The following is a 23423-nucleotide window of genomic DNA, read 5'->3' on the forward strand; positions in this document are numbered from 1 at the left end:
AGGCGGAGTCAGTACCTTGGACGAGACCTTTCCGTGATCTCCACGGCGATTGGCCGGTATACGACGGGGCCCTGTCCGCCTCAAAAGGCGGACAGGGCCCCGAAAGTGCCGGTCAAAGTCCTCAGCGGGCCGCGCGGTTGACCGCGGAGACCACGGCCTTCAGCGACGCGCGTGTCGTATTCGCGTCGATGCCGATTCCCCACAGGACCTTGTCGCCGATCGCGCACTCGATGTACGAGGCGGCCTGCGCGGAGGCGCCCTCGCTCATCGTGTGCTCCTGGTAGTCCAGGAGGCGCGCGTCGATGCCGACGGACTGCAGGGCGTCGAAGAACGCGGAGATCGGACCGTTGCCGGTACCGGTCAGGACCGTGTCGGTGCCGTCCACCGAGGCCTCGACGGTCAGCGAGTCGATGCCGTCGCGGTCGGTCGTGGTCTGGCCGGCCTTGACCTGGATACGGCCCCACGCGTTGTCGGGGTTCGGCAGGTACTCGTCCTGGAAGATCGCCCAGATGTCCCTCGGGGTGACCTCGCCGCCCTCGGCGTCCGTCTTCGCCTGGATGATCTTCGAGAACTCGATCTGCATCCGGCGCGGCAGGTCCAGCTTGTGGTCGTTCTTCAGGACGTAGGCGATGCCGCCCTTGCCGGACTGCGAGTTGACGCGGATCACGGCCTCGTACGAACGGCCGACGTCCTTCGGGTCGATCGGCAGGTACGGGACGGCCCACTCGATGTCGTCGACGGTGACGCCCTTCGCGGCGGCGTCCGCCTCCATGGCGTCGAAGCCCTTCTTGATGGCGTCCTGGTGGGAGCCGGAGAAGGAGGTGTAGACGAGGTCGCCCACGTACGGGTGACGGGCGTGGACCTCCATCTGGTTGCAGTACTCGGCGGTGCGGCGGACCTCGTCGATGTTCGAGAAGTCGATCTGCGGGTCGACGCCCTGCGAGAACAGGTTCATGCCCAGGGTGACCAGGTCGACGTTGCCGGTGCGCTCGCCCTGGCCGAACAGACAGCCCTCGATGCGGTCGGCGCCGGCCATCAGGGCCAGCTCGGCGGCGGCGACGGCCGTACCCCGGTCGTTGTGCGGGTGCACGGACAGGCAGACGAACTCGCGGCGGGACAGGTTGCGCGACATCCACTCGAAGCGGTCCGCGTGCGTGGACGGCGTCGAACGCTCCACCGTGGCGGGCAGGTTGAGGATGATCTCGCGGCCGGGGCCGGGCTGCCAGACGTCCATGACGGCCTCGCAGACCTCCAGGGCGAAGTCCAGCTCGGTGTCGGTGAAGATCTCGGGGCTGTACTGGTAGCCGAACGCCGTCCGCTCGTCGAGCAGCTTCTCGGCGTACTCCATGACCAGCCGCGTGCCGTCGACGGCGATCTGCTTGATCTGGTCCTTGGAGCCACGGAAGACGACCCGACGGAAGACCGGGGCCGTCGCGTTGTACAGGTGGACCGTGGCGCGCTTGGCGCCGACCAGGGACTCCACCGTGCGCTCGATCAGGTCCTCGCGGGCCTGGGTCAGTACGGAGATCGTGACGTCGTCCGGGATCGCGGTCTCGTCCTCGATGATCGAACGGACGAAGTCGAAGTCGGTCTGCCCGGAGGCCGGGAATCCGACCTCGATCTCCTTGTAGCCCATCGTCACGAGCAGGTCGAACATCTCGCGCTTGCGAGCCGGGGACATCGGGTCGATCAGCGCCTGATTGCCGTCCCGCAGGTCCGTCGACAGCCAGCGGGGGGCGACGGTGACACGCTTGTCCGGCCAGGTGCGGTCCGGAATGTCCACCTGCTCGTACTTGCCGTACTTGTGGACCGGCATGGCGGTGGACTGCTGGAAGTTCGGCATGATGCGTGGGCTCCTCAGAGGGTGTCCGGAAGGACGGCCGACGGCGCAACGCCGAACTCCGCGGGGAGGGGGTCGGCCTCGACTACAGGCCCTCGCCGCGGCAGCTAAGGAGAAGCAGCCCGATACGCATGATGCTCCGCAGCCTAGCCGAGCCTCACTCTCTCCGGAGGGCTGTATCAGTATGCGGGATCGTGGTCACATAAGGAAGAAAAGGGACAAAAAGTGTGGCGCAGCACTCAGGGTGAGCCCTTTTACCACTGAAGAGCGGACCGATGGGCTCCTTATCGCCGCATTTCACACAATCTTGGTCGCCGGTAGTGACAGCGGAGTAACTCAGTGCAATTGTGCCGGGCATGACCGCGAACCCGGCAGGCTTCGAGCCTGTCTTCTGCACCATCGTGCCGCCCCACGTCCTCGACACGCTGGCCCAGCACGAGGACCCCGCGCTCGCCGGGCCCGCGCGCCGCACCCTGGAGCGCGACGCCTTCGAGCGCACCCACCGCCGGCTGACCACGGTCATCGGCGCGCCCACCGTGGCCCCGCCCCAGGGCGCGCCCGCGGACAAGCCGCAGCGCACCATCTACGACGCCAGGCACCACCAGGACCTGCCGGGCAAGAAGGTCCGCGGCGAGGCCGACAAGCCCGGCAAGGACGCCACGGTCAACCGCGCCTACGCCGGACTCGGCGCCACCTTCGACCTCTACCTGAACGCCTACGCCCGCAACTCGATCAACGGCGAGGGCCTTCCCCTCACCGCGAGCGTCCACTACGACGTCGACTACAACAACGCCTTCTGGAACGGCGAGCAGATGGTGTTCGGCGACGGCGACGGCGAGATCTTCCTCGACTTCACCATCCCGGTCGATGTCATCGGCCACGAGCTGACCCACGGCGTCACCCAGTACACGGCGAACCTCACCTACTTCGGTCAGCCGGGCGCTCTGAACGAGTCCATGTCGGACGTCTTCGGCTCGCTGATCAAGCAGTACACGCTCGGCCAGACCGCCGCGGACGCCGACTGGCTGATCGGCGCGGGCCTGCTCGCCCCGCGCGTCACCGGCAAGGCGCTGCGCTCCATGAAGGAGCCCGGCACGGCGTACGACGACGACGTGCTCGGCAAGGACCCGCAGCCCGCGACGATGGACGGCTATGTGAAGACCGGCCGCGACAACGGCGGTGTCCACATCAACTCCGGCATCCCCAACCACGCCTTCTACCTGGTCGCCCAGTCCCTCGGCGGGCACGCCTGGGAGCGCGCCGGGCAGATCTGGTACGACGTCCTCACCGGCGGCGAGCTCCAGTCCCAGGCGAGCTTCTCCGACTTCGCCAAGCTGACGGTCGCCCAGGCCAGGAGCCGGTACGGCGAGGGCGAGGAGCTCCAGTCCGTCACGAAGGCCTGGGAACAGGTCGGGGTGCCGACGTCGTAGCTTCGGCGCCCGGCTCGTACTAGACAGGACCCATGCGTATTCAGGTAAGGCGCACGGGCGGCTTCGCGGGCATCGAGCGCCGTGCCGAGGTGGACACCTCGGGGCGCTCCGACGCCCCCGAGTGGCAGGCCCTGGCCGAGCGGGCGATCGCCTCCGGCCAGGGCACGCGCCCCGCGGGGGTCCCCGACGGCTTCAGCTACGAGATCACGGTGGACGGGAAGACGGTCTACGCCGCCGATCCACGGCTGACGGAGGAGCAGCGAAAGCTGATTTCAAGGGTCCTGAAGGAGGGCGCATAGCATGCGAAACAGGGGTGAGCTTCCTTCTTTCAGGGGCGCGGGGAACTGCGCGACAAGCCCCCACCGGGCCGCAGTCGCAAACCCACCGCACCACCCCTCCGCTCAGGCGCCCCCCAAAAAGCCGTAACTCCCGGTTCACACCGACCCGTTGACTTCCCTTACTGCCGGTAAGGATGATCGCGCGCATGGCGACGAACCCCCTACCGCAGTTCCCGCCCGGCTTCCTCTGGGGCGTGTCCACCTCGGCCCACCAGATCGAGGGAGCCGCGAGCGAACGCGACCCGTCGGTATGGGACGCGTTCACGGCCGAGCCCGGCCGCATCAAGGACGGCTCGACGGCGGACGTGGCCTGCGACCACTACCACCGCTACCCCGAGGACGTGGCCCTCCTCGCCGACCTCGGCGTGGACGCGTACCGCTTCTCGATCTCCTGGCCCCGCGTGAACTCACCCGGCGGCCTCGACTTCTACGACCGCCTCGTGGACGCCCTGGTCGCGGCGGGCATCCGCCCCGTACCCACCCTCTTCCACTGGGACCTCCCGCTGAAGCTGGAGGAGACGGGCGGCTGGTTGAACCGGGACACCGCGGAGCGCTTCGCCGAGTACGCCGGTGTCGTCGCCGCCCGCCTCGGCGACCGCGTCAAGAAGTGGATCACCCTCAACGAACCCGCCGAACACACCCTGCTCGGCCACGCGCTCGGCGCCCACGCCCCGGGCAAACGGCTCCTGTTCGACTCGCTGCCGATCGCCCACCACCAACTCCTCGCCCACGGCCTCGCCGTCCGGTCCCTGCGCGCGGCCGGCGTCACGGACATCGGCATCGCCAACTCGCACGGCCCGACCTGGGCGGCCTCCGAGCAGCCCGAGGACGTGGAGGCCGCCGACTTCTACGACCTCCTCCTCAACCGCCTGTTCGCGGACCCGCTGCTGCTGGGCCGATACCCGGACGGCATCGGCGAGTTGATGCCGGGCGACATCGAGGCGGACCTGAAGGTCATCGCGGAACCGATCGACTGGTACGGGATCAACTACTACCAGCCGACCAAGGTGGGCGCCCCCGAGGGCGCGGAGATCGAGTTCAGCGGACTGACCCTGCCCGCCGAACTCCCCTTCTCCGTGCGGGAACTTGAGGGCTACCCGGTCACCGACTTCGGCTGGCCGGTGGTCCCCGAGGCGCTGACCGAGCTGCTGGTGGGCTTCCGCGAGCGCTATGGGGACAGCCTCCCGCCGGTCGTCATCACCGAGAACGGCTGTAGTTACGAGGGCATCGACGACCAGGAGCGGATCACGTTCCTCGACGGCCATGTCCGGGCGCTGCACCGGGCGTTGGAACAGGGCGTGGACGTTCGCGGGTATTTCGTGTGGTCGTTGCTGGACAACTTCGAGTGGGCCGAGGGGTACGCGCGGCGCTTCGGCCTGATCCACGTCGACTACGACACGCTGAAGCGGACCCCGAAGGCGTCGTACACCTGGCTGCGCGACGCGCTGCGGGCGCGGGGATGACGGCGGCCGACCCCGTCGCGTCCATGGGGGCGCTCGCCGAGCCCGTCGAGCGGGTCGGCCGGGGCTGGACCTCGGCGCTCTCGCTCGCCAACGGGGCGATCTGGGTGGGCTGGTACGGCCCGCTGCAGATCCTGCTGGCCTCCCAGGCCGAGGACTTCGCGCCTGGTACCGGCATGTCGAAGGAGACGATGCTGGCGTGGGTCACGGGCGCGGGCGCACTGGTGTCGCTGATCGCCAACCCGCTCTTCGGCGCGCTGTCCGACCGGACGACGGCGCGGTGGGGCCGCCGTACGCCGTGGATCGTGGCGGGTTCGGCGGGCGGCGCCTTCTCCCTGCTGCTGCTTGCGGGAGCGGGCGGGGTCTGGACGATGGCGGCCGGCTGGTGCCTGGTCCAGCTCACCCTGAACGCCGCCTTCGCCGCGATCACCGCGGCGGTCCCCGACCGCGTCCCACGGCTCCAGCGGGGTTCCGTGGGCGGCTGGCTGGGCGCGGCACAGATCCTGGGCGTGGTGGGCGGAACGGGCCTCGCGACGGCGGCGGGGGGTGTGGGCGGCGGCTACGCGGCGTGTGCGGTGTTCACGCTGGTGGGCGTGGGGCCGTACGTACTGCGCTACCAGGACCTGCGGCTGCCCGCCTCGGCCCGCCCCGCCTGGTCCTGGCGCACGTTCGCGGCCTCCTTCTGGCTGAGCCCGCGCCGCCACCCGGACCTGGCCTGGGCCTGGCTGACCCGCTTCCTGATCAACCTGAGCAACGCCCTGGTCCTGCTCTACCTCCTGTACTACCTCCGCGACCGACTCCACTACGACGACCCCGAGAACGGTGTACTGATCCTCACCGCGGTCAACGGCGTCACCCTTCTCGCCACGGTCGTGGTCGGCGGGGTGTGGTCGGACCGGGTGGGCCGCCGCAAGCCGTTCGTGATCTGGTCGGGCGTCCTCATGGCGGTGGCGACGGCGGTCCTCTCCGGGTGGCAGACCTGGCCGGGCGCGATCGTCGCGGCGGCGGTCCTCGGTATCGGCTTCGGCGTCTTCACCTCCGTCGACTTCGCGCTGATGACGGACGTCCTGCCCAAGGCCCTGGACCGCGGCAAGGACCTCGGCGTCATCAACGTCGCCAACGCCCTCCCCCAGGTCGCCGCTCCCGCCCTGGCGGCCCCGATCGTGACGTATCTGGGCGGCTACCGGGTGCTGTACCTGCTGGCGGCGGTGATCGGACTGGCGGGGGCGCTGCTGGTGGGGCGGATCAGGGGAGTCGACTGAATTCGGGTGCCACCGGTATCCGAATGCCTCTTGGATGGCGTCATGACGACTGTGAACGCATCCCTCGACCGTCTTGAGCGCTACTACGACTCGCTACCGCGCGCCGCCGCGCGGGCCGAGGACTTCGGCCCGCTGACCCTCTTCGTACGGGAGGCCACGGGCTGGCCCTACTACGCGCGCCCCACCCTGGGCCGGACGGGCCCGGCGGCCACCGCCGAGGACGTCGAACGGGTGCGGGCGCGGCAGCGGGAGCTGTGCGTGCCGGAGGCCTTCGAGTGGGTGGCGGAGGTGACGCCGGACCTGCGGGAGGCGGTCGAGGCGACGGGGCTACGGGTGCACGCGCATCCCCTGATGATCCGCGACGAGGACGCGCCGCTGCCCGACCCGCATCCCCTGGTCCGCGTCCTGGACCCCGAAGACCCCTTCCTGGCGGGCGCGCTGGCGGTGCCGCATGTGGCGTTCGCGGCGCCGGGCACGGCGGTGGGGGAGGCCGGAACCGGCGAACTGGCCACCGAGATCACCGCCCGCGCCGCCGAGGTACCCGCCGCCGCGGACCGCATCCGGGTGGGCCGCACCGTACTGGCCGCGGCGGTCGAGAACGGCGTCGTGGTCTGTTCCGGAATGCACCTGCCCGTGGGCCGCGTGAGCGAGATCGCGGGCGTCGGCACCCTGCCCGCCGAACGGCGCCGCGGGCTGGCGTACGGCGTCACGGCCGCCCTCGTGGCCGACGCGCGTGAGCGGGGCGTCGAGACGCTGTTCCTGTCGGCCGGGGACGAGGACGTGGCGCGGATGTACGGCCGCCTGGGGTTCCGGACGGTGGCGACGGCGCTGATCGCGGAACTCGCCGAGTAGCGGGCCGATCAGGGGACAGGGACGAACTTCGGCCACTTTCGACAACCCCTGAAGAAACCGCCCGGCATGCCTTGCAATCCCAAGCCGCTCGCGCATCAATGGAACCGCTAGTTCCGACGGACCGTCAGAAACGCCTCCGCTGGCGTCCCGCACCCCGCTCGCGGACGGTCCGTGTACACATCTCTCCGCACCCGCACCGGCGTTCACCGGTGACGCGTCCGTGTGCCCGGCCCGGCCCCGGCCTCTGAGCAGACGGTTCCGTCCCTCCATCCCCACATGGCAATTCCCGTACAAGGGAAGGGAACCCGATGAGACGCAAGCAACTCGGTATCGCCGCGGCGTTAGCCGCCGGCACCCTCGCCGCGACCGGTCTGGCCCTCGCGCCGACCGCCGCGGCCGTCACCCCGCTCACCGCGACCATCAACGCGACCTGCACGATCGGCGGCGGTGGCGCGGCCACCCTCACCGCCACCCAGACCGGCACGGCCGCGACGATCACCCTCAGCTCCACCTCGATCACCGCGCCGATCGCGCTGGCGCAGGACTCCATCGCCTCCACCCTGACCATGGCGAAGTCCGGCGGCGGCACCGTCGCGTTCACCGGCACGAAGAATCCCGCCATTCCGCTGGGCGGCGGGGTCACGGTGGGCCCGCTCAGCGGCACCGTCGCCTCCGGCGACAGCCTCGACGCGTACGGGGGCTCGCTGAAGATGGTCGTCTTCGGCATCACCATCACCTGCACCGCGAGTGCGGCGCAGGCACCGGGCCCGTTCGTCTTCAGCTGAGCCCCGCCACAGCACATACGTGAAGACCGGTGTCGCCGCGCGCGGCGGCACCGGTCCTCGTACTGCCTGAACCACTGAACCACTGAACCGAAGAACTGCCTGATCACAGCCAACTGGCCTACAGGGGTGCCCAGTTGACGATATTGACACGACCTGATGGCCCATCAGTTATCGTCCGGGCCCTCCATTGACTTCTCACACAACCCGCACATCAATGGCCCCCTGTCGGCGCAGACGAGCCGCTGCGCCCGCATCCCTCAGGAGGGGGCACATGGCAACGCACAGGGGAACCAGGGGTTCGCACGCCCGAAGACGCCGCTGGGCGGCACTGCTCGGGGTGACCGCGCTGGCGGTCACCGCGGGAGGCGCGCTGGCGGCCCCGGCGGGCGCCGCGGCCGCGGACTCCCAGAACGTGGACTTCGCCACGCACTGCATCCCGCCGGCGATCGCGGGCATCCCGCCGATCGACGGCACCACCACCGCGATCATCACGGTGGACAACCCCAGTCCCAAGGTCGGTGACACCGTCACCGTGACGTACAAGGTGGTCACGCCCGCCGCGAACAACCCGACCGCCCTCGCCCTGCCCGCCGACATCATGACGCCCACCGGCAAGGTCGCCCTCGGCGGCGCGCAGACGGGAGACGTCACGGTCGCGGGCCCCAGGAAGAACGACCCGGTGGCGGGCAACGCGCCCTTCCCGGGGTTCAGCATGACGGGCACCTTCACCGTCACCAGCCCGGGTGCCATCACCCTCGCGCCCGGCGACTACAACATCCACACCAGCTACATCCTGGAGCTGGACACCCCCTGCACGGTCACCAACCCGCCCGCCCCGGTCTCCGGGACGATCACCGCGACGGACGGCACCCAGACCAACAACCGTGCCATCTCGCTCGGTTCGGCCTCCGGGAAGCCCGGTGACAGCGTGACCGTCACCGGCAGCAACTTCACCCCGGGCGCGAGCGTGACCCTCGCCGGACGGTCGGGGGCCACCCAGACCGCCGACACCGCCACCACGACCGCCGACGCACAGGGCTCGATCAGCGGCACGCTGGCCGTCAACGACAAGACGACGACCGGTGTGGTGGCGTACGAGGGCGCGAGCTGGAGCGACACCAAGGGAGCGGGACCGGCGGCGTACGTGGTCGTCGACGACACTCCCGTCCCGGCGGGCTCCCAGAAACTCACCACCACGGTGAAGGCGGGAACCCTGTCGATGTCCCAGGCCGGGGACGCCGTCCAGCTGTCGGCGGTGGACTTCGGCAAGGGCGGGGCCTCGACCGGTGCCCTGCAGACGGTGACGGTCAAGGACTTCCGCGGCGGACCCGCGGGCTGGTCCCTGACCGGCAAGGTCACCGACTTCACCGGTCCCGGCGCCAAGATCGATGCCGGGAAGCTGAGCTGGACCCCCGCCTGCGCGACCAAGGCGGGCAGCCCGAGCACCTGCCAGGCCGGTTCGTCCGGCGCGGTGGGCGGTGCGGGAGCGACGCTGGCGTCCACCCCCAACGGGGCACTCACCGGCGGTGAGTTCACCGTCGACGCCGGACTGTCACTGGACGTACCGGCGTTCACCCCGCCGGGTTCCTACTCCGGTGTGCTCACGCTGACGCTCACCTGACCCACCCCTCCGCACCCCGGTGGCCGGGCGCGCACCCGCCCGTCCACCCAGGGCCCATCCACCCACATCCGCGGGGGTCCGCACCCATGCGCAAGCTGTACGTCCTCATCCTGTCCGTGTTCCTTCTCGCGCTCACCACACCCGCCTCGTACGCCGCCGACAACGGCAGCTGGTCCGTCTACCCCGTCTCCACGCAGATCGCGGCCCGCCCGTACTTCTACCTCTCCGCCGACCCCGGCCAGACCCTCCGGGACAAGGTCACCGTCGCCAACAAGACCGGCGCCCCGCTGACCTTCCGGCTGTACGCCGCCGACGCCTACAACACCGCGCGCGACGGCGGGTTCGCGGTGCGGACGGTCAAGGAGAAGCAGCTCGGGGTCGGCGCGTGGGCGCACCCCGCCCGCTCCCGGGTGACGGTGCCCGCGCACGGTTCGGTGACCGTGCCGTTCACCCTCCGGGTGCCCGAGAAGGCCGAGCCCGGCGACCACCCGGGCGCGCTGGTCGCACTCGACGAGCGCCTCGAGTCCGGGGACGCGGCGACCTCCTCGGTGGCGGTGCAACGGGCGGTCGGCGCCCGGATCTACCTCCGGGTCGGCGGACCCACCGTCCCCGCCCTCGCCGTCGAGAAGGTCCGCATCAGCCACCACCAGCCCCTGGTCCCCGGCCTCGGCGAGAGCGGCGCCACCGTCTCGTACACCCTCCACAACACCGGGAACGTGACCCTGAACCCGAAGGTGCGGCTGCGGGCCGAAGGCCTCTTCGGGCGTACGTTGCTGTCCCGGGGGCTCACGAAGATCCCCTCGGAGCTGCTGCCGGGGCAACGGGTCCGGCTGACCGAGCCGTGGCACGGAGCGCCTCAACTCGACTGGGGCCACGTGACATTGACGGCCAGCGCGCCCGGCACCCGGGAGTCGGCGAGCACGTCGTTCTTCGCGCTCCCCTGGCTGATGGCGGTGGTGACGGGCGCGGGGATCGCCGCCGCCGTGGTGGTGATCAGGGCGCGCAGGGGCGGTACCCGTCCGTGGCCGCTCGGCGCGCGCGGGAGCGGTACCCGCCCGTGGTGGCTCAGAGCGCGTCGGGGCCGCGCTCGCCCGTCCGTACCCGTACGACCGTCTCGACCGGTACGGACCACACCTTCCCGTCGCCGATCTTCCCCGTCTGCGCGGCCTTGACGATCGCGTCGATCGCGGCCTCCGCGTCCGCGTCCTCGACGACGACCTCGATACGGACCTTGGGGACCAGGTCGACCTGGTACTCGGCGCCGCGGTAGACCTCCGTGTGGCCGCGCTGGCGCCCGTACCCGCTGGCCTCGGTGACGGTGAGCCCGTGCACGCCGAGCTCCTGGAGAGCGGTCTTGACCTCGTCGAGGCGGTACGGCTTGACGATGGCGGTGATGAGCTTCATGCCTGGGCCTTGGCCTTCTGAGCGGTGGAGAGGGATGACGAGACCGGGGCGCCGTGGCCCAGGACCCCGTGATCGTAGGCGGTCTCTGCGTGCACTGTAAGGTCCAGGCCGGTGTGCTCGTGCTCCTCGTCCGCCCGCAGCCCCACGACCTTGTCGAGCACCTTCCCGATGCCGTACGTGACGGTGAAGGCGTACGCCCCCACGGCCACGACCGCCACCAACTGCTTGCCGAGCTGTCCGAACCCACCGCCGTACAGCAGTCCCTCGGCGCCACCGGTCATCGTCGCGTCGGCGAAGACACCGATGAGGGCCGTGCCGATGATGCCGCCGACCAGGTGAACGCCGACGACGTCCAGCGAGTCGTCGTAGTTCAGCCTGAACTTCCAGCCCACGGCGTACGAGCAGACGACACCGGCGGCGAGACCGACGACCAGCGCGCCCAGCAGCGACACGGACCCGCAGGACGGGGTGATGGCCACCAGGCCCGCGACCGCGCCGGAGGCGACGCCGAGAGTGGTGGGGTGGCCGTCGCGCTTCTGCTCGACGAAGAGCCAGCCGAGCAGGCCGGTGCAGCCGGCGGCGAGGGTGTTGAGGAAAGCGGCGGCGGCGAGCCCGTTGGCGCCCAGCGCGGACCCGGCGTTGAAGCCGAACCAGCCGAACCACAACAACCCCGCGCCCAGCATCACCATCGGCAGGTTGTGCGGCCGCATGGCGTCCTTCTTGAAGCCGAGACGGGGGCCGAGGACGAGACAGAGAGCCAGGCCGGAGGCGCCGGAGGTGATCTCGACCGGCAGCCCGCCCGCGAAGTCCAGCGCCCCCAGCTTCGCCACGATCCAGCCTCCCGGACCCCACACCCAGTGCGCGACGGGAACGTATACGAGCAGCGCCCAGACCGGCACGAACACCAGCCACGCCGCGAACTTCGCGCGGTCGGCGATCGCCCCGCTGATCAGCGCGGCGGTGATGATCGCGAAGGTGAGCTGGAAGGTGGCGAAGAGCAGGGTGGGCACGGTCCCGTGCACACTGTCCGGCCCGATACCGCTCATCCCCGCGTGCTCCAGGCCGCCGACGAGTCCCCCGAAGGCGTCGTCCCCGAAGGCGAGCGAGTACCCGCCCGCCAGCCACACCACCGTGACCAGGGCGATCGACACAAAGCTCATCATCAGCATGTTGAGGACGCTCTTCGTGCGGACCATGCCGCCGTAGAAGAGGGCCAGGCCCGGTGTCATCAGGAGAACGAGGGCGGTGGCGGCAAGCAGCCAGGCGGTGTCGCCGGTGTCGAGGTGGGGTGCGGCGGCCAGGTTGACGGTGTCCAGGGTCTCCACGGTCTGCACGAACTCCACGGACGGCTCTCCTCGGTTCTCCTGGGTGCGGGGGCGTCGTCAGAGAGTCACGGGTTCGCGTTTCCGGTTGTGCACGTGTGCGTTTCCGGCGTGTTTCGTATTGCGTGGGGGTTTCTGAAACCTCACGGGGCCGCGTCGGAGCGGTCAAAGGCATATGGCGTACGGCGCGGGCCTGTGGATCAGGGACAATGGGCGGCATGAGCGTTCGTACCCAGTCATCCGAGCCGTCCGATTCGTCGGGGGCTCCCCACCGCGCCGGCTTCGCCTGCTTCGTGGGCCGCCCCAACGCGGGCAAGTCCACCCTCACGAATGCTCTGGTCGGCCAGAAGGTGGCGATCACCGCGAACCAGCCGCAGACCACGCGGCACACGGTACGGGGCATCGTGCACCGCCCCGACGCCCAGCTGATCCTGGTCGACACCCCTGGTCTGCACAAGCCGCGCACGCTGCTGGGTGAGCGCCTGAACGACATCGTGCGCACGACGTGGGCCGAGGTCGATGTCATCGGCTTCTGCCTGCCCGCGAACGAGAAGCTCGGTCCGGGTGACCGTTTCATCGCGAAGGAACTGGCGTCCATCAAGAAGACGCCGAAGATCGCGATCGTCACGAAGACCGACCTCGTCGACAGCAAGACGCTCGCCGAGCAGCTCATCGCGATCGATCAGCTCGGGCGGGAGCTGGGCTTCGAGTGGGCGGAGATCGTGCCGGTGTCGGCGGTCGGGGACAAGCAGGTGGACCTGCTGGCCGACCTGATCGTCCCGCTCCTTCCCGAGGGCCCGGCGCTCTACCCGGAGGGTGACCTCACCGACGAGCCCGAGCAGGTCATGATCGCGGAGCTGATCCGCGAGGCGGCGCTGGAGGGTGTGCGCGACGAGCTCCCCCACTCCATCGCCGTCGTCGTCGAGGAGATGCTTCCCCGCGAGGACCGCCCCGCCGACAAGCCCCTCCTCGACATCCACGCCTTCGTCTACATCGAGCGCCCCAGCCAGAAGGGCATCATCATCGGGCCCAAGGGCAAGCGCCTGAAGGAGGTCGGCATCAAGTCCCGCAAGCAGATCGAGGCGCTGCTGGGCACGCCGGTCTTCCTCGACCTCCACGTGAAGGTCGCGAAGGACTGGCAACGGGACCCGCGCCAACTCCGCAAACTCGGCTTCTGACTCCCCGCGCCCCTCAGGGGCGCGGGCTCAGCCTGCGGGCGTCGTCAGGTGGACGGTGCCGTCGGGGCCCGCCAGCAGTACCGGCGTCGCCGACCCGCCGAGGTCCCGGACCGCCGCCCGGTCCTCCGAGGAGACCTCCCCCGCCTCGGACACCACCGCCGCCGCCTCAAGAGACTTCGCCCCGGACGCCACCGCCATCGCCACCGCGGTGCGCAACGCGCTCAACCGCAGGGAGGGGAGATCCACCGTCCCCGCGACATACGTACGGCCGGTCTCATCACGTACGGCCGCGCCCTCCGGCACCCCGTTCCGCGCCCGCGCGGAACGGGCCAGGGTGACGATCTTGCGGTCCTCGGGGTCAAGCGCGCTGCTGTCGGTCATGTTCAGAGCATACGAAGGGATCGGGAGACGCACGCACACACCTCCCGGCACGCACCCACCTCCTCGCACCCACCCACCCGCACAGACCAGGCGCCACGGGCCTAACCCGCCACGGGATACATCGAGCCCCGTCGGCCCTCCGGCGAGGCCAGCCACTCCAGCTTCGCCGCCGTGTTCGCCTCCGGCAGCGGCGTGTGCAGCACGATCGTGAGATCGGGCCGCGCCGGCACCTTCATCGCGGTGGACTCGACGGCGAGCAACCCGACGAGCGGGTGGTCGAGCTCCTTGCGGATCTGCCCGGCGTCCTCGATGTCCCGCTCCTCCCACAGCGCCGCGAACTCCGGTGCAGCGGCCAGGAGTTGGTCCAGTACCTCCCGATATCCCTCGTCGTCCGGCGCCGCCGCGCACGACGCGCGGAACTGGGCGACGACCGTGCGCGCGTTCTTCTCCCAGGTCCGGGACTGCCCCCGGTACAGCGGATCGGTGAAGAAGTCGATGATGCAGTTCTGCGTGTTGTCAGGCCGCATCCCGAGGACCATCCCGGCGGCGGCGTTGTACATGACGCAGTTGTAGTAGGGGTCCATGATGTGCGCCGGATACGGCATCCACGTATCGATGAGCCGCCGCAGCCCGTCGCACATGTCCCGGACCTCGGGCGCGACCTCCGGCGCGGGCGGGTTCAGCCCGGCGAGCATGTACAGATGGCGTCGTTCGGCGTTGCTGAGCCGCAGGACGCGGGCGACCGCGTCGAGTACCTGGGGCGAGACGGAGATGTCCCGCCCCTGCTCCAGCCACTGGTACCAGGACGCGCCGACGCCCGCGAGCACGGCCACCTCCTCGCGGCGCAGCCCGGGCGTGCGGCGGCGGGCCCCGCCGTCCGGCAGACCGGCCTGCGTCGGTGACACCCTCGCCCGGCGGCTCATCAGGAAGTCCCGCAGCTCACGCCGTCGGTGGGTCCTGAGCGCGTCCTCCGTCACGTGTGAATCCCCCTGTTGGTGACTGGTGGTGCGACCACCAGCATAAGTTCCCGCTCCCCACGGATATTCCGGCGGCCGCACGCTCTTGCCATGGCGATCGACACCACCGAAACCACATCCGCTTCCCCAACTGCCCACTCCCCGCTCGGCACCCGGCTGTCGACCCGCGACAAACTCGTCCTCTTCGTGCTGTGCGCCGCGCAGTTCATGGTCGCGCTCGACTTCTCCGTACTGAACGTGGCGCTGCCCGTGCTCGGCAAGGACCTGGGCATGAGCCAGTCCGCGCTGCAGTGGGCGGTCACCGCCTTCGCACTGCCGTCCGGCGGCTTCCTGCTCCTCTTCGGCCGCATCGGTGACCTGTACGGCCGCCGCAGGCTCTTCCTGACCGGCCTCGCTCTCTTCGGTACGGCCTCGCTGCTGGCTACCTTCGCCTGGGACCCGGCGTCGTTCCTGACGGGCCGGGCCTTGCAGGGCCTCGGCGCGGCGGCGATCGTGCCGACGGGCATGTCGCTGCTGACGACGACGTTCCCCGAGGGCCCGGCGCGCGACCGTGCGCTCGGCATCTCCGGCACGCTCCTCTCCCTCGGCTTCACGGTCGGCATGGTGGCCGGCGGCGTCCTGACCGACGTACTGAGCTGGCGCTCGACGATGGGCCTGCTGTCGGTCTTCGCGCTGATCGTGCTGCCGCTGGCCCCGGGCCTGCTGCCCGAGTCCCGCACCCCCGACCGCCCGCGCCTGGACATCCCCGGCGCGGTCACCGTCACCGGCGGTCTGCTGGCCCTGATCTACGCCCTGTCGACGGCCGCCGAGCGCGGTTTCGGCGGCGCGGATGTCATCGTGACCCTCGCCGCGGGTGTGCTCCTGCTCGCCGCCTTCGTGTACATCGAGTCCCGCGCCCACGCTCCGCTCGTCAGCCTCCCCATGCTGCGCCGCCGCACGGTGGCGTGGGGCAACCTGGGCGGTCTGGTCACCTTCTCGATGATGTCGACGGTCGTCTTCGTGCTGACGCTGTACCTGCAGGAGACCCTCGGCCTGTCCGCGTTCGAGACGGGGCTGGTCTTCGGGGTCCAGGGCGTCATGTCCGCCGTCGCCGGGGTGTACGCCCCGAAGGTCATCGGCCGCTTCGGCGCCCGCCGTACGCTGGTCGGCTCGCTCGCCGGTCAGGGCCTGTTCGTGGCGGGGCTGGTGCTGCTGAACGCCCACACCTGGTCGGTCTGGCTCGCCACGGCCGCGATCTCGCTGGCCAGCATGTGCCACCTGGGCGCGATCATCTCGTACGGCCTGACGGTGACCTCGGGCGTTCCCGACGAGGAGCAGGGGCTGGCCACGGGTCTGGTGACCTCCACCCAGCAGGTCGGCATCACGATCGGCATCCCGCTGCTGGGTGTCCTGGCGACGACGTCGAGCGACCTGCTGGCCGGTGTCCACACGGTCCTCGCCCTGGACGCGGTGATCGTGCTGGCGGCGGCGGTGCTGGTCGCGGCCGGGCTGGGCCGCGACCGCTCACGCCCGGTCGAGGCGGAGGCGCTCGGCCTTCGGTAGACCGGCGACGACGAGATCGTAGGAGTCCTCGACGAGCTCCCGGACCAGACGGTCCGGGAGCTCGCCGTCGACCGTCACCGTGTTCCAGTGCCGCTTGTTCATGTGATAGCCCGGGACGATCAGCCCCGGGTGCTCGCCGCGCAGCCGGACCGCGTCCTCCGGGTCGCACTTGAGGTTGACCGTGAGCGGGCGCGCGTCCAGTCGTGTCAGCGCGAAGAGCTTGCCCAGCACCTTGAAGACGGAGATGTCCGGGGCGAAGGGGAAGTCCTCGACGGTCGCGTTGAAGGACAGACAGAACGCACGCAGCTGCTGAGGTTTCACTCCGGCTTCTTCTCCTCCTCGGACGGCTCCGGGTCCACCGGGCCGACCGGCTCGACGAGCACCGTGACGATCTTGTTCCGGCGTCCGGCCGCGGCCTCCGCCGTCAGCCGCAGCTCGCGCCCGTCGGGCAGCTCGACCACCGAGGAGGCACCGGCGATCGGAACCCGCCCGAGCGCCTTCGCCAGCAGTCCGCCGACCGTCTCCACGTCCTCGTCGTCGTACGCCTCGAAGCCGTACAGCTCGCCGAGGTCGCCGATGTCGAGACGGGCGGTCACCCGGTAGCTGTCGTCGCCGAGCTCCTGCACGGGCGGCAGCTCACGGTCGTACTCGTCGGTGATCTCCCCGACGATCTCCTCGAGGATGTCCTCGATGGTGACGATGCCGGCCGTGCCGCCGTACTCGTCGATGACGACGGCGACGTGGTTGCGCTCCTGCTGCATCTCGCGCAGCAGGTCGCCCGCGTTCTTGGTGTCGGGTACGAAGGTCGCGGGCCGCATGGCCGTGGACACGAGCTCGGACTCGGCCTCGCGGCTGATGTGCGTCTTGCGGGCCAGGTCCTTCAGGTACACGATCCCGACGACGTCGTCCTCGCTCTCCCCCGTGACAGGGATGCGCGAGAAGCCGGACCTCAACGCCAGGGTGAGGGCCTGGCGGATGGTCTTGTACCGCTCGATGACGACGAGGTCGGTCCTCGGCACCATCACCTCGCGTACGAGGGTGTCGCCCAGCTCGAAGACGGAGTGCACCATGCGGCGCTCCTCGTCCTCGATCAGGGACTCCTTCTCGGCGAGGTCGACCAGCGCGCGCAGCTCGGCCTCGGAGGCGAACGGACCGCGCCTGAAGCCCTTGCCGGGTGTCAGCGCGTTGCCGATGAGGATGAGGAGGGGCGGGATCGGGCCCATGATCCTGGCCAGCGGCAGCAGGACGTACGAGGCCGCCGTCGCCGTGTTCAGCGGGTGCTGGCGGCCGATGGTGCGGGGCGAGACGCCCACGGCGACGTAGGAGACGAGGACCATGACCCCGATGGCGACGACGAGGGCCTCCCAGGTCTCGTCGAACTCCTTCAGGCAGGCGTACGTGACGAGCGCGGCGGCGGCCATCTCGCAGGCCACGCGCACCAGCAGGGCCACGTTCAGATAGCGGGTCGGGTCGGCGGCGACCTGGGCGAGCTTGGCGCTGCCGCGCCGCCCGGACCGTACGGCCTCCTCCGCGCGGAAGCTGGAGACACGCGCGAGGCCCGCCTCCGCGCAGGCGGCGAGCCAGGCGACGACGACCAGCGCGATGGCGCCGAGGACGAGCTGAGGACTCATGAAACGGTCGGGGCCGGCGAGGGGCCCGTCATGCCCTTCTCCGCGCGCCAGCCGTCCACGATGGCGGCCTGCAGACCGAACATCTCGGCCTTCTCGTCCGCCTCCTCGTGGTCGTAGCCGAGCAGGTGCAGCACTCCATGGACGGTGAGGAGGTGCAGTTCCTCGTCCATGGAGTGCTGTGTGGGAGCTTCCTTGCCCTGCCGCTCGGCGACCTCCGGGCACAGGACGATGTCACCGAGGAGTCCCTGCGGGGGCTCGTCGTCGTCCTTGGACGGCGGCCGCAGCTCGTCCATGGGGAACGACATCACGTCGGTGGGCCCCGGAAGGTCCATCCACTGGATGTGGAGCTGCTCCATGGCGTCGGCGTCCACGACGATCACCGAGAGTTCGGAGAGCGGGTGGATGCGCATCCGCGCGAGTGCGTAGCGGGCGATGTCGAGGATCGCCTGCTCGTCGACCTCGGTTCCGGACTCGTTGTTGACGTCGATCGACATGGTGCTCGCTTGTCTACTTCCCCTTGTGGCCGGCTTTGCCGCGGCTCTTGTGGGAGCCGTTCTCGGTGCCGTTCTCGCTGTCGTACTTCTCGTACGCGTCGACGATACGGCCGACCAGCTTGTGCCGTACGACATCGTGGGACGTGAGCCGCGAGAAGTGGACGTCGTCGAGGCCCTCCAGGATGTCCTGGACCTGGCGCAGACCCGACTTCGTCCCGTTCGGGAGGTCGACCTGTGTGACGTCGCCCGTGACCACGATCTTCGACTCGAAGCCGAGACGGGTGAGGAACATCTTCATCTGCTCGGCGCTGGTGTTCTGCGCCTCGTCGAGGATGATGAAGGCGTCGTTCAGCGTGCGGCCGCGCATGTAGGCGAGCGGCGCGACCTCGATGGTCCCCGCCGCCATGAGCCGCGGGATGGAATCGGGGTCGAGCATGTCGTGCAGCGCGTCGTAGAGGGGCCGCAGGTAGGGGTCGATCTTCTCGTAGAGCGTGCCGGGCAGGAAACCGAGCCGCTCGCCCGCCTCCACCGCGGGGCGGGTGAGGATGATCCGGTTGACCTGCTTGGACTGGAGCGCCTGTACGGCCTTCGCCATGGCGAGGTACGTCTTGCCGGTACCGGCGGGGCCGATACCGAAGACGATGGTGTGCTTGTCGATGGCGTCGACGTACCGCTTCTGGTTGAGCGTCTTGGGGCGGATGGTGCGGCCGCGCGAGGACAGGATGTTCTGCGTGAGCACTTCGGCAGGGGTTTCCTGACCGTCGCCCTCCCCGTTCTCGCTCGCCCTGAGCATGGCGATCGAGCGTTCCACTGCGTCCTCCGTCATCGGCTGCCCCGTGCGGAGCACCAGCATCATCTCGTCGAACAGGCGCTGGACGAGAGCGACTTCACCGGCGTCGCCGACCGCACTGATCTCATTGCCCCGGACGTGGATGTCGGCCGCCGGGAAGGCCTTCTCGATCACGCGAAGCAGCGCGTCTCCGGAACCCAGCACGGTCACCATGGGGTGCTTGGCCGGGACGGTGAAATGCGCTCGTGCCTGCCCCGAAGCGGGGCTGTGAGCTGTGGGTGTCTGAGTCATGGGCCGGCTCTGTAGGCCTGCTTTTCCTCCTTGATCGGCACGCTTGCCACGGGGGCAGCCTTGCGGTTCCAAGGGTACGACGGTGGGGTGACAGTGCCGTAGGGCTTTTCGGCGCGGGTTCGGGGGCCGGGGCGGGGAGCGTCAGGCCGACCGGCGGAAGCCGATGGTCGGGACCGCCCGCCGCAGCGGCCACGGGCGGGTCACCTCCGGGAGGAGGCTCTCCAGGAAGGCGTACCGGCGCAGCGCGGCCGGTTCCTGGTCGTCGACGGACTGGACCCGGCGCCACCACGCCGCGATCTCGGCCCAGCCGGGCGCCGAGAGGGAGCCGCCGAACTCCTGGACGGAGAGCGCGGCGGTCAGCCCGGCGAAGGCGAGCCGGTCGGCGAGCGGCCAGTCGGCGAGGGTGCCCATCACGAATCCGGCGACGAAGACGTCACCGGCACCGGTGGGATCGAGGGCCTCCACGGCGATCGCGGGGACCTCGGCGGTCTCCCCGGTACGGCCGTCCACGGCGTACGCGCCCTCGGCACCGAGGGTGACGACGGCCAGCGGCACGTACTCGGTCAGCGCGTGCGCGGCGGCCCGCGGACAGTCCGCCCCCGTGTACCGCATCGCCTCGTCCGCGTTCGGCAGGAACGCCTCGCAGTGCTCCAGGTCCGCGAGCCCGGCCAGGTCCCAGCGCCCGGTGTCGTCCCAGCCGACGTCCGCGAAGATGCGGGTGCCCGCACGCGCGGACTCGGCGATCCAGTGCGCGCGCGTGCCGGGCGTCAGCGAGGCGACGGCGGCACGCGCGCGGGGGGCGTGTTCCGGGGCCGGCTCCTCCGGCGGCGGCTCGTGCCCGTGGCTGACCATCGTCCGCTCGCCCTCGTACGCCATCGACACGGTGACCGGCGAGTGCCAGTCGGGCACGGTGCGCGACGGGGCGAGGTCGATGCCCTCTCCCTGTTCCAGGGCGTCCCAGCAGTACTCCCCGTAGTGGTCGTCCCCGAAGGCCGCCGCCAGGGAGGTCTTGAGGCCGAGGCGGGCGAGCGCGGTCGCCATGTTGGCCACGCCGCCGGGGCTCGACCCCATCCCGCGCGCCCAGGACTCGGTGCCGCGCACCGGTGCGGTGTCGAGCCCGGTGAAGATGATGTCGAGGAAGACGGTGCCGGTGAGGTAGACGTCCCACGGCGGGTCCTGAGGGGTGCGCAGACCGGCGAGCGGGTCGACGTGAGCGTGACAGTACGGTCGCTCTCCGTTGGTCTCGATCACGGTGCGCTCCCTGAGGTGGTGCGGATTCAGGCCAGTGTGCACCAAACGGCACACGGCACGGCGCCGGTCGGTGCCGGAGCCGACCGATGAACGGCCGGGTGAAAAGCCCGCGCATACCCCGCTCTTCCCCCCGCAAACAGAACGTGACCCGGATCACACCTCCCCGCCTACGTCGTACCCCCACCCGCTTGATACAAATTGCCCGCGCGTTCCTGTCCGTCGACAGCCGCTCAACCCCCCTTACCGAGCCGCTCTTTCGCATGCCCTGGGAACGCCCGTGTCCGCCCGCACCACCACACCCTGGCCCCTCGTCGCCCTTTTCACGGCCGGGTACCTCGCCCCGTACCTGCTCCCGACCACCGTCGGCCGGCTGAGCGCGGGTCTGCCCCTCTCCGCCACCGAGGCCGGTTCCATCGGCAGCGCCCTGCTGCTGAGTTCGGCGACGGCGGGCTTCCTGCTCGCGTCCCGGGTGGACCGGTTCGGCCCTCGCGGGCTCGCCCGCGGCGGCCTGCTCCTGGCCGCCGCCGGCTACGGCACCGCCGCCCTCACGACGACCATCCCCCTGGTCGTCCTCGGCGCGATCGTCGGCGGCCTCGGTTCCGGCACGATCACCAGCGTCGCCGCCACCGGGATCGCCGGCCAGCGCGACCCCCACCGCACCACCACCCTGGGCCTGCTGGGCGTCTCCGCCCTCGCGGGCGCGCTGTATCTGACGATCCCCCACCTGGGCCCGGGCCACGGCCACCCCCTCGCCGCGATCGCCGTCACCGCGCTGCTCGCACTGCCCGTGACCCGCCGGCTCCCCGCCGCCGGGGCCCCCGAGGCCCCCCACACCCCGGCCGGCCGCGCCCTCCGCGCCGCCACTCCGCTCCCCCACCGCCGTGCCGGACTCATCCTCGCCGCCGCGATGCTCTGCTGGTCCCTCGCCCAGAATTCACTCTGGGGTGTCAGCGGCCGGATCGGTCTGCAGCAGGCGGGGCTGACGGAGGTGACCGTCGGCGCGGTCTTCGCGGTGGCGCTCGGCGCGGGGCTGCTCGGGGTGATCGGCGCGGGCGCACTCGGCCAGCGCCTGGGCCGGGCCCTGCCCATCGGCGCGGGCACGGCCCTGATCGCCGGATGCATCGCGCTCAGCGCGGCGGCCACCGACCTGACGTCGTTCGCGACGGGCGAGATCGCCTGGAACACGGTCTACCCGGTCGTGCTCTCCTACGTCATCGGCCTCGCCGCGTCCCTGGACCAGCGCGGCCGGTGGGCGGTCCTCGTCGGCTCCGCCTCCTCGCTCGGCACGGCATGCGGTCCCCTCGCGGGCAGTCTCCTCTCCGCGCGGGTCGGATACCCGGCGATGGGCGTGATCCTGGCCCTCGGCCTGCTCCTGATCACCGGCCCGATGACGGCCGTGGCCCTGCGCACCCGGCGCCCCGCGCCGCTCCCGCAGGAGCACCCGGTCGTGGAGATCCCGCTGGACGCCGTCCCGGCGCCCCGGACGGCGTACGACACGGCAGGACCCCGACAGGCGACCGCGGGTGCGGCGGCCGGACCGGGGTCCGCAAGCAGGTAGTCCCGCCGCGCCTACCCGAACTCGTACGCCTCGACCTCGGCGAGGTAGCGCGCCCGGCGCTCCTCGTCGTGCTCCAGGAAGGACGCCACGAACGAGTTGCGCGCCAGTTCCCGCATCCGCTCCCGGTCCAGCCCCAGCGCCTCGTGCACGGCGTGGAAGGTGTCACCGATGTACCCGCCGAAGTACGCGGGGTCGTCGGAGTTGACCGTGCACAGCAGCCCGGCGTCCAGCATCGCGGGCAGCGGGTGGTCCTCCAGGACGTCCACGGCGCGCAGCCGTACGTTCGACAGCGGGCAGAGCGTCAGCGGCACCCGGTCCCGTACGAGCCGCTCGACCAGCTCGGGGTCCTCCATGCAGCGCAGCCCGTGGTCGATGCGCTCGACGCCGAGCACGTCCAGTGCCTCGGTGATGTACTCCGGCGGCCCCTCCTCGCCCGCGTGGGCGACGCGCCGCAGGCCGAGCGCGGCGGCGGCCTCGTAGACCTCGCGGAACTTGACCGGCGGGTGCCCGACCTCGGCGGAGTCGAGGCCGATGCCGACGATCCGGTCGAGGTAGGGCTTCGCGGCCTCCAGGGTCGCGAGCGCCGACTCGGCGGACTCGTCGCGCAGGAAGCACATGATCAGCTGGGTGGAGACGCCGTGCGTCTCCTCGCTGCGGGAGAGCGCGCGGTGCAGCCCCTCGACGACCGTCCCCATGCCGATGCCCCGGGCGATGTGGGCCTGCGGGTCGAAGAAGATCTCCGCGTGCCGCACGCCCTGCGCGGCGGCCCGTGCGAGGTAGGCGTCGGCGAGGTCGGCGAAGTCCTGCTCGGTCCGCAGGACGGCCATGAGCTCGTAGTACAGGTTCAGGAACGACTGGAGGTCGTCGAAGAGATACGCCTTGCGCAGCTCCTCGGTGTCCGCGTAAGGGAGCGTGACGCCGTTGCGCGCGGCGAGCTCGAAGGCCAGCTCGGGTTCGAGGGTGCCTTCGATGTGGAGGTGCAGTTCTGCTTTGGGGAGGGGCATCGAAATATCGTA

At 70.6% G+C, this 23423-nt stretch carries 22 protein-coding genes; 11 read left to right on the plus strand and 11 right to left on the minus strand.

Features of this window, described 5'->3' with window-relative positions; genetic code table 11:
- Positions 1-121: 121 nt before the first annotated feature.
- A complete protein-coding gene (gene leuA, locus ACZ7M2_RS04525) occupies positions 122-1843 on the minus strand; it encodes a 2-isopropylmalate synthase (RefSeq protein WP_352046152.1) in 1722 nt (573 codons plus the stop codon).
- Between the two features lie 353 nt (positions 1844-2196).
- Between leuA and ACZ7M2_RS04530 the strand changes: the two genes are divergently transcribed.
- The 8 genes from ACZ7M2_RS04530 to ACZ7M2_RS04565 all read left to right on the plus strand — a co-directional run bounded on the left by ACZ7M2_RS04530 (position 2197) and on the right by ACZ7M2_RS04565 (position 10760).
- Complete coding sequence (locus ACZ7M2_RS04530; protein ID WP_471594093.1) at positions 2197-3270, plus strand: M4 family metallopeptidase; 1074 nt, start codon at positions 2197-2199, stop codon at positions 3268-3270.
- Positions 3271-3302: 32 nt separating this feature from the next.
- A complete protein-coding gene (locus tag ACZ7M2_RS04535; RefSeq protein ID WP_471594094.1) occupies positions 3303-3569 on the plus strand; it encodes a protealysin inhibitor emfourin in 267 nt (88 codons plus the stop codon).
- Positions 3570-3742: 173 nt separating this feature from the next.
- Positions 3743-5071: a GH1 family beta-glucosidase gene (locus ACZ7M2_RS04540; protein ID WP_471594095.1), complete on the plus strand. Its 1329-nt coding sequence runs from the start codon at positions 3743-3745 to the stop codon at positions 5069-5071.
- Positions 5068-6330: an MFS transporter gene (locus ACZ7M2_RS04545; protein ID WP_471594096.1), complete on the plus strand. Its 1263-nt coding sequence runs from the start codon at positions 5068-5070 to the stop codon at positions 6328-6330. The genes ACZ7M2_RS04540 and ACZ7M2_RS04545 overlap by 4 nt, the downstream gene beginning before the upstream one ends.
- Before the next feature lie 42 nt (positions 6331-6372).
- On the plus strand, positions 6373-7182 hold the full coding sequence (locus ACZ7M2_RS04550) for a GNAT family N-acetyltransferase (RefSeq protein WP_471594097.1): 810 nt from the start codon (positions 6373-6375) through the stop codon (positions 7180-7182).
- 308 nt (positions 7183-7490) lie between these two features.
- The gene (locus tag ACZ7M2_RS04555) at positions 7491-7967 is read left to right on the plus strand and encodes a hypothetical protein (protein ID WP_075032686.1); all 477 of its coding nucleotides are present in this window, start codon (positions 7491-7493) and stop codon (positions 7965-7967) included.
- 271 nt (positions 7968-8238) lie between these two features.
- Complete coding sequence (locus tag ACZ7M2_RS04560; protein ID WP_201264268.1) at positions 8239-9588, plus strand: beta-xylosidase; 1350 nt, start codon at positions 8239-8241, stop codon at positions 9586-9588.
- 86 nt (positions 9589-9674) lie between these two features.
- On the plus strand, positions 9675-10760 hold the full coding sequence (locus ACZ7M2_RS04565) for a DUF916 domain-containing protein (RefSeq protein WP_471594098.1): 1086 nt from the start codon (positions 9675-9677) through the stop codon (positions 10758-10760).
- Here the strand turns inward: ACZ7M2_RS04565 and ACZ7M2_RS04570 are convergent.
- Both ACZ7M2_RS04570 and ACZ7M2_RS04575 read right to left on the minus strand, forming a co-directional pair.
- Complete coding sequence (locus tag ACZ7M2_RS04570) at positions 10654-10992, minus strand: P-II family nitrogen regulator (RefSeq protein WP_067369901.1); 339 nt, start codon at positions 10990-10992, stop codon at positions 10654-10656. The two genes, ACZ7M2_RS04565 and ACZ7M2_RS04570, sit on opposite strands and share 107 nt — an antisense overlap.
- Complete coding sequence (locus tag ACZ7M2_RS04575) at positions 10989-12335, minus strand: ammonium transporter (protein ID WP_471594099.1); 1347 nt, start codon at positions 12333-12335, stop codon at positions 10989-10991. The genes ACZ7M2_RS04570 and ACZ7M2_RS04575 overlap by 4 nt, the downstream gene beginning before the upstream one ends.
- A gap of 188 nt (positions 12336-12523) precedes the next feature.
- Between ACZ7M2_RS04575 and era the strand changes: the two genes are divergently transcribed.
- A complete protein-coding gene (gene era / locus ACZ7M2_RS04580) occupies positions 12524-13492 on the plus strand; it encodes a GTPase Era (RefSeq protein ID WP_471594100.1) in 969 nt (322 codons plus the stop codon).
- Positions 13493-13519: 27 nt separating this feature from the next.
- On the opposite strand, the gene ACZ7M2_RS04585 is transcribed toward era, so the two are convergent.
- On the minus strand, positions 13520-13873 hold the full coding sequence (locus ACZ7M2_RS04585; protein WP_403688198.1) for a cytidine deaminase: 354 nt from the start codon (positions 13871-13873) through the stop codon (positions 13520-13522).
- A 101-nt stretch (positions 13874-13974) separates the two neighbouring features.
- The gene (locus ACZ7M2_RS04590) at positions 13975-14796 is read right to left on the minus strand and encodes a helix-turn-helix transcriptional regulator (RefSeq protein WP_471594521.1); all 822 of its coding nucleotides are present in this window, start codon (positions 14794-14796) and stop codon (positions 13975-13977) included.
- A 144-nt stretch (positions 14797-14940) separates the two neighbouring features.
- On the opposite strand from ACZ7M2_RS04590, the gene ACZ7M2_RS04595 reads away from it, so the two are divergent.
- The gene (locus ACZ7M2_RS04595; protein ID WP_471594101.1) at positions 14941-16392 is read left to right on the plus strand and encodes an MFS transporter; all 1452 of its coding nucleotides are present in this window, start codon (positions 14941-14943) and stop codon (positions 16390-16392) included.
- On the opposite strand, the gene ACZ7M2_RS04600 is transcribed toward ACZ7M2_RS04595, so the two are convergent.
- The 5 genes from ACZ7M2_RS04600 to ACZ7M2_RS04620 all read right to left on the minus strand — a co-directional run bounded on the left by ACZ7M2_RS04600 (position 16354) and on the right by ACZ7M2_RS04620 (position 20849).
- Positions 16354-16713, minus strand: coding sequence for an MmcQ/YjbR family DNA-binding protein (locus ACZ7M2_RS04600; RefSeq protein ID WP_075032692.1), 360 nt, complete (start codon positions 16711-16713; stop codon positions 16354-16356). The two genes, ACZ7M2_RS04595 and ACZ7M2_RS04600, sit on opposite strands and share 39 nt — an antisense overlap.
- Positions 16710-18023 (minus strand): hemolysin family protein, encoded by a 1314-nt coding sequence (locus ACZ7M2_RS04605; RefSeq protein WP_471594102.1) that lies wholly within the window; start codon positions 18021-18023, stop codon positions 16710-16712. The genes ACZ7M2_RS04600 and ACZ7M2_RS04605 overlap by 4 nt, the downstream gene beginning before the upstream one ends.
- Positions 18020-18517, minus strand: coding sequence for an rRNA maturation RNase YbeY (ybeY, locus tag ACZ7M2_RS04610; RefSeq protein WP_054235448.1), 498 nt, complete (start codon positions 18515-18517; stop codon positions 18020-18022). The genes ACZ7M2_RS04605 and ybeY overlap by 4 nt, the downstream gene beginning before the upstream one ends.
- Positions 18518-18530: 13 nt before the next feature.
- Positions 18531-19598 (minus strand): PhoH family protein, encoded by a 1068-nt coding sequence (locus tag ACZ7M2_RS04615; RefSeq protein ID WP_060896461.1) that lies wholly within the window; start codon positions 19596-19598, stop codon positions 18531-18533.
- A 141-nt stretch (positions 19599-19739) separates the two neighbouring features.
- On the minus strand, positions 19740-20849 hold the full coding sequence (locus ACZ7M2_RS04620) for a carbohydrate kinase family protein (protein WP_054235446.1): 1110 nt from the start codon (positions 20847-20849) through the stop codon (positions 19740-19742).
- A 277-nt stretch (positions 20850-21126) separates the two neighbouring features.
- Here ACZ7M2_RS04620 and ACZ7M2_RS04625 point away from each other — a divergent pair, with 277 nt between their 5' ends.
- Complete coding sequence (locus tag ACZ7M2_RS04625; protein ID WP_471594103.1) at positions 21127-22407, plus strand: MFS transporter; 1281 nt, start codon at positions 21127-21129, stop codon at positions 22405-22407.
- Positions 22408-22418: 11 nt separating this feature from the next.
- On the opposite strand, the gene ACZ7M2_RS04630 is transcribed toward ACZ7M2_RS04625, so the two are convergent.
- Entirely contained in the window at positions 22419-23411 is a 993-nt protein-coding gene (locus ACZ7M2_RS04630) for an adenosine deaminase (RefSeq protein WP_403688218.1), read from the minus strand.
- Positions 23412-23423 lie beyond the last annotated feature (12 nt).

The organism is Streptomyces sp. NPDC111507, assembly GCF_055638955.1.

Coding starts and splice junctions, on each gene's coding strand:
- leuA (WP_352046152.1), bottom strand. CDS start 1,843: ATGCCGAACTTCCAGCAGTCCACCGCCATGCCGGTCCACAAGTACGGC.
- ACZ7M2_RS04530 (WP_471594093.1), top strand. CDS start 2,197: ATGACCGCGAACCCGGCAGGCTTCGAGCCTGTCTTCTGCACCATCGTG.
- ACZ7M2_RS04535 (WP_471594094.1), top strand. CDS start 3,303: ATGCGTATTCAGGTAAGGCGCACGGGCGGCTTCGCGGGCATCGAGCGC.
- ACZ7M2_RS04540 (WP_471594095.1), top strand. CDS start 3,743: ATGATCGCGCGCATGGCGACGAACCCCCTACCGCAGTTCCCGCCCGGC.
- ACZ7M2_RS04545 (WP_471594096.1), top strand. CDS start 5,068: ATGACGGCGGCCGACCCCGTCGCGTCCATGGGGGCGCTCGCCGAGCCC.
- ACZ7M2_RS04550 (WP_471594097.1), top strand. CDS start 6,373: ATGACGACTGTGAACGCATCCCTCGACCGTCTTGAGCGCTACTACGAC.
- ACZ7M2_RS04555 (WP_075032686.1), top strand. CDS start 7,491: ATGAGACGCAAGCAACTCGGTATCGCCGCGGCGTTAGCCGCCGGCACC.
- ACZ7M2_RS04560 (WP_201264268.1), top strand. CDS start 8,239: ATGGCAACGCACAGGGGAACCAGGGGTTCGCACGCCCGAAGACGCCGC.
- ACZ7M2_RS04565 (WP_471594098.1), top strand. CDS start 9,675: ATGCGCAAGCTGTACGTCCTCATCCTGTCCGTGTTCCTTCTCGCGCTC.
- ACZ7M2_RS04570 (WP_067369901.1), bottom strand. CDS start 10,992: ATGAAGCTCATCACCGCCATCGTCAAGCCGTACCGCCTCGACGAGGTC.
- era (WP_471594100.1), top strand. CDS start 12,524: ATGGGCGGCATGAGCGTTCGTACCCAGTCATCCGAGCCGTCCGATTCG.
- ACZ7M2_RS04585 (WP_403688198.1), bottom strand. CDS start 13,873: ATGACCGACAGCAGCGCGCTTGACCCCGAGGACCGCAAGATCGTCACC.
- ACZ7M2_RS04590 (WP_471594521.1), bottom strand. CDS start 14,796: ATGAGCCGCCGGGCGAGGGTGTCACCGACGCAGGCCGGTCTGCCGGAC.
- ACZ7M2_RS04595 (WP_471594101.1), top strand. CDS start 14,941: ATGGCGATCGACACCACCGAAACCACATCCGCTTCCCCAACTGCCCAC.
- ACZ7M2_RS04605 (WP_471594102.1), bottom strand. CDS start 18,023: ATGAGTCCTCAGCTCGTCCTCGGCGCCATCGCGCTGGTCGTCGTCGCC.
- ybeY (WP_054235448.1), bottom strand. CDS start 18,517: ATGTCGATCGACGTCAACAACGAGTCCGGAACCGAGGTCGACGAGCAG.
- ACZ7M2_RS04615 (WP_060896461.1), bottom strand. CDS start 19,598: ATGACTCAGACACCCACAGCTCACAGCCCCGCTTCGGGGCAGGCACGA.
- ACZ7M2_RS04630 (WP_403688218.1), bottom strand. CDS start 23,411: ATGCCCCTCCCCAAAGCAGAACTGCACCTCCACATCGAAGGCACCCTC.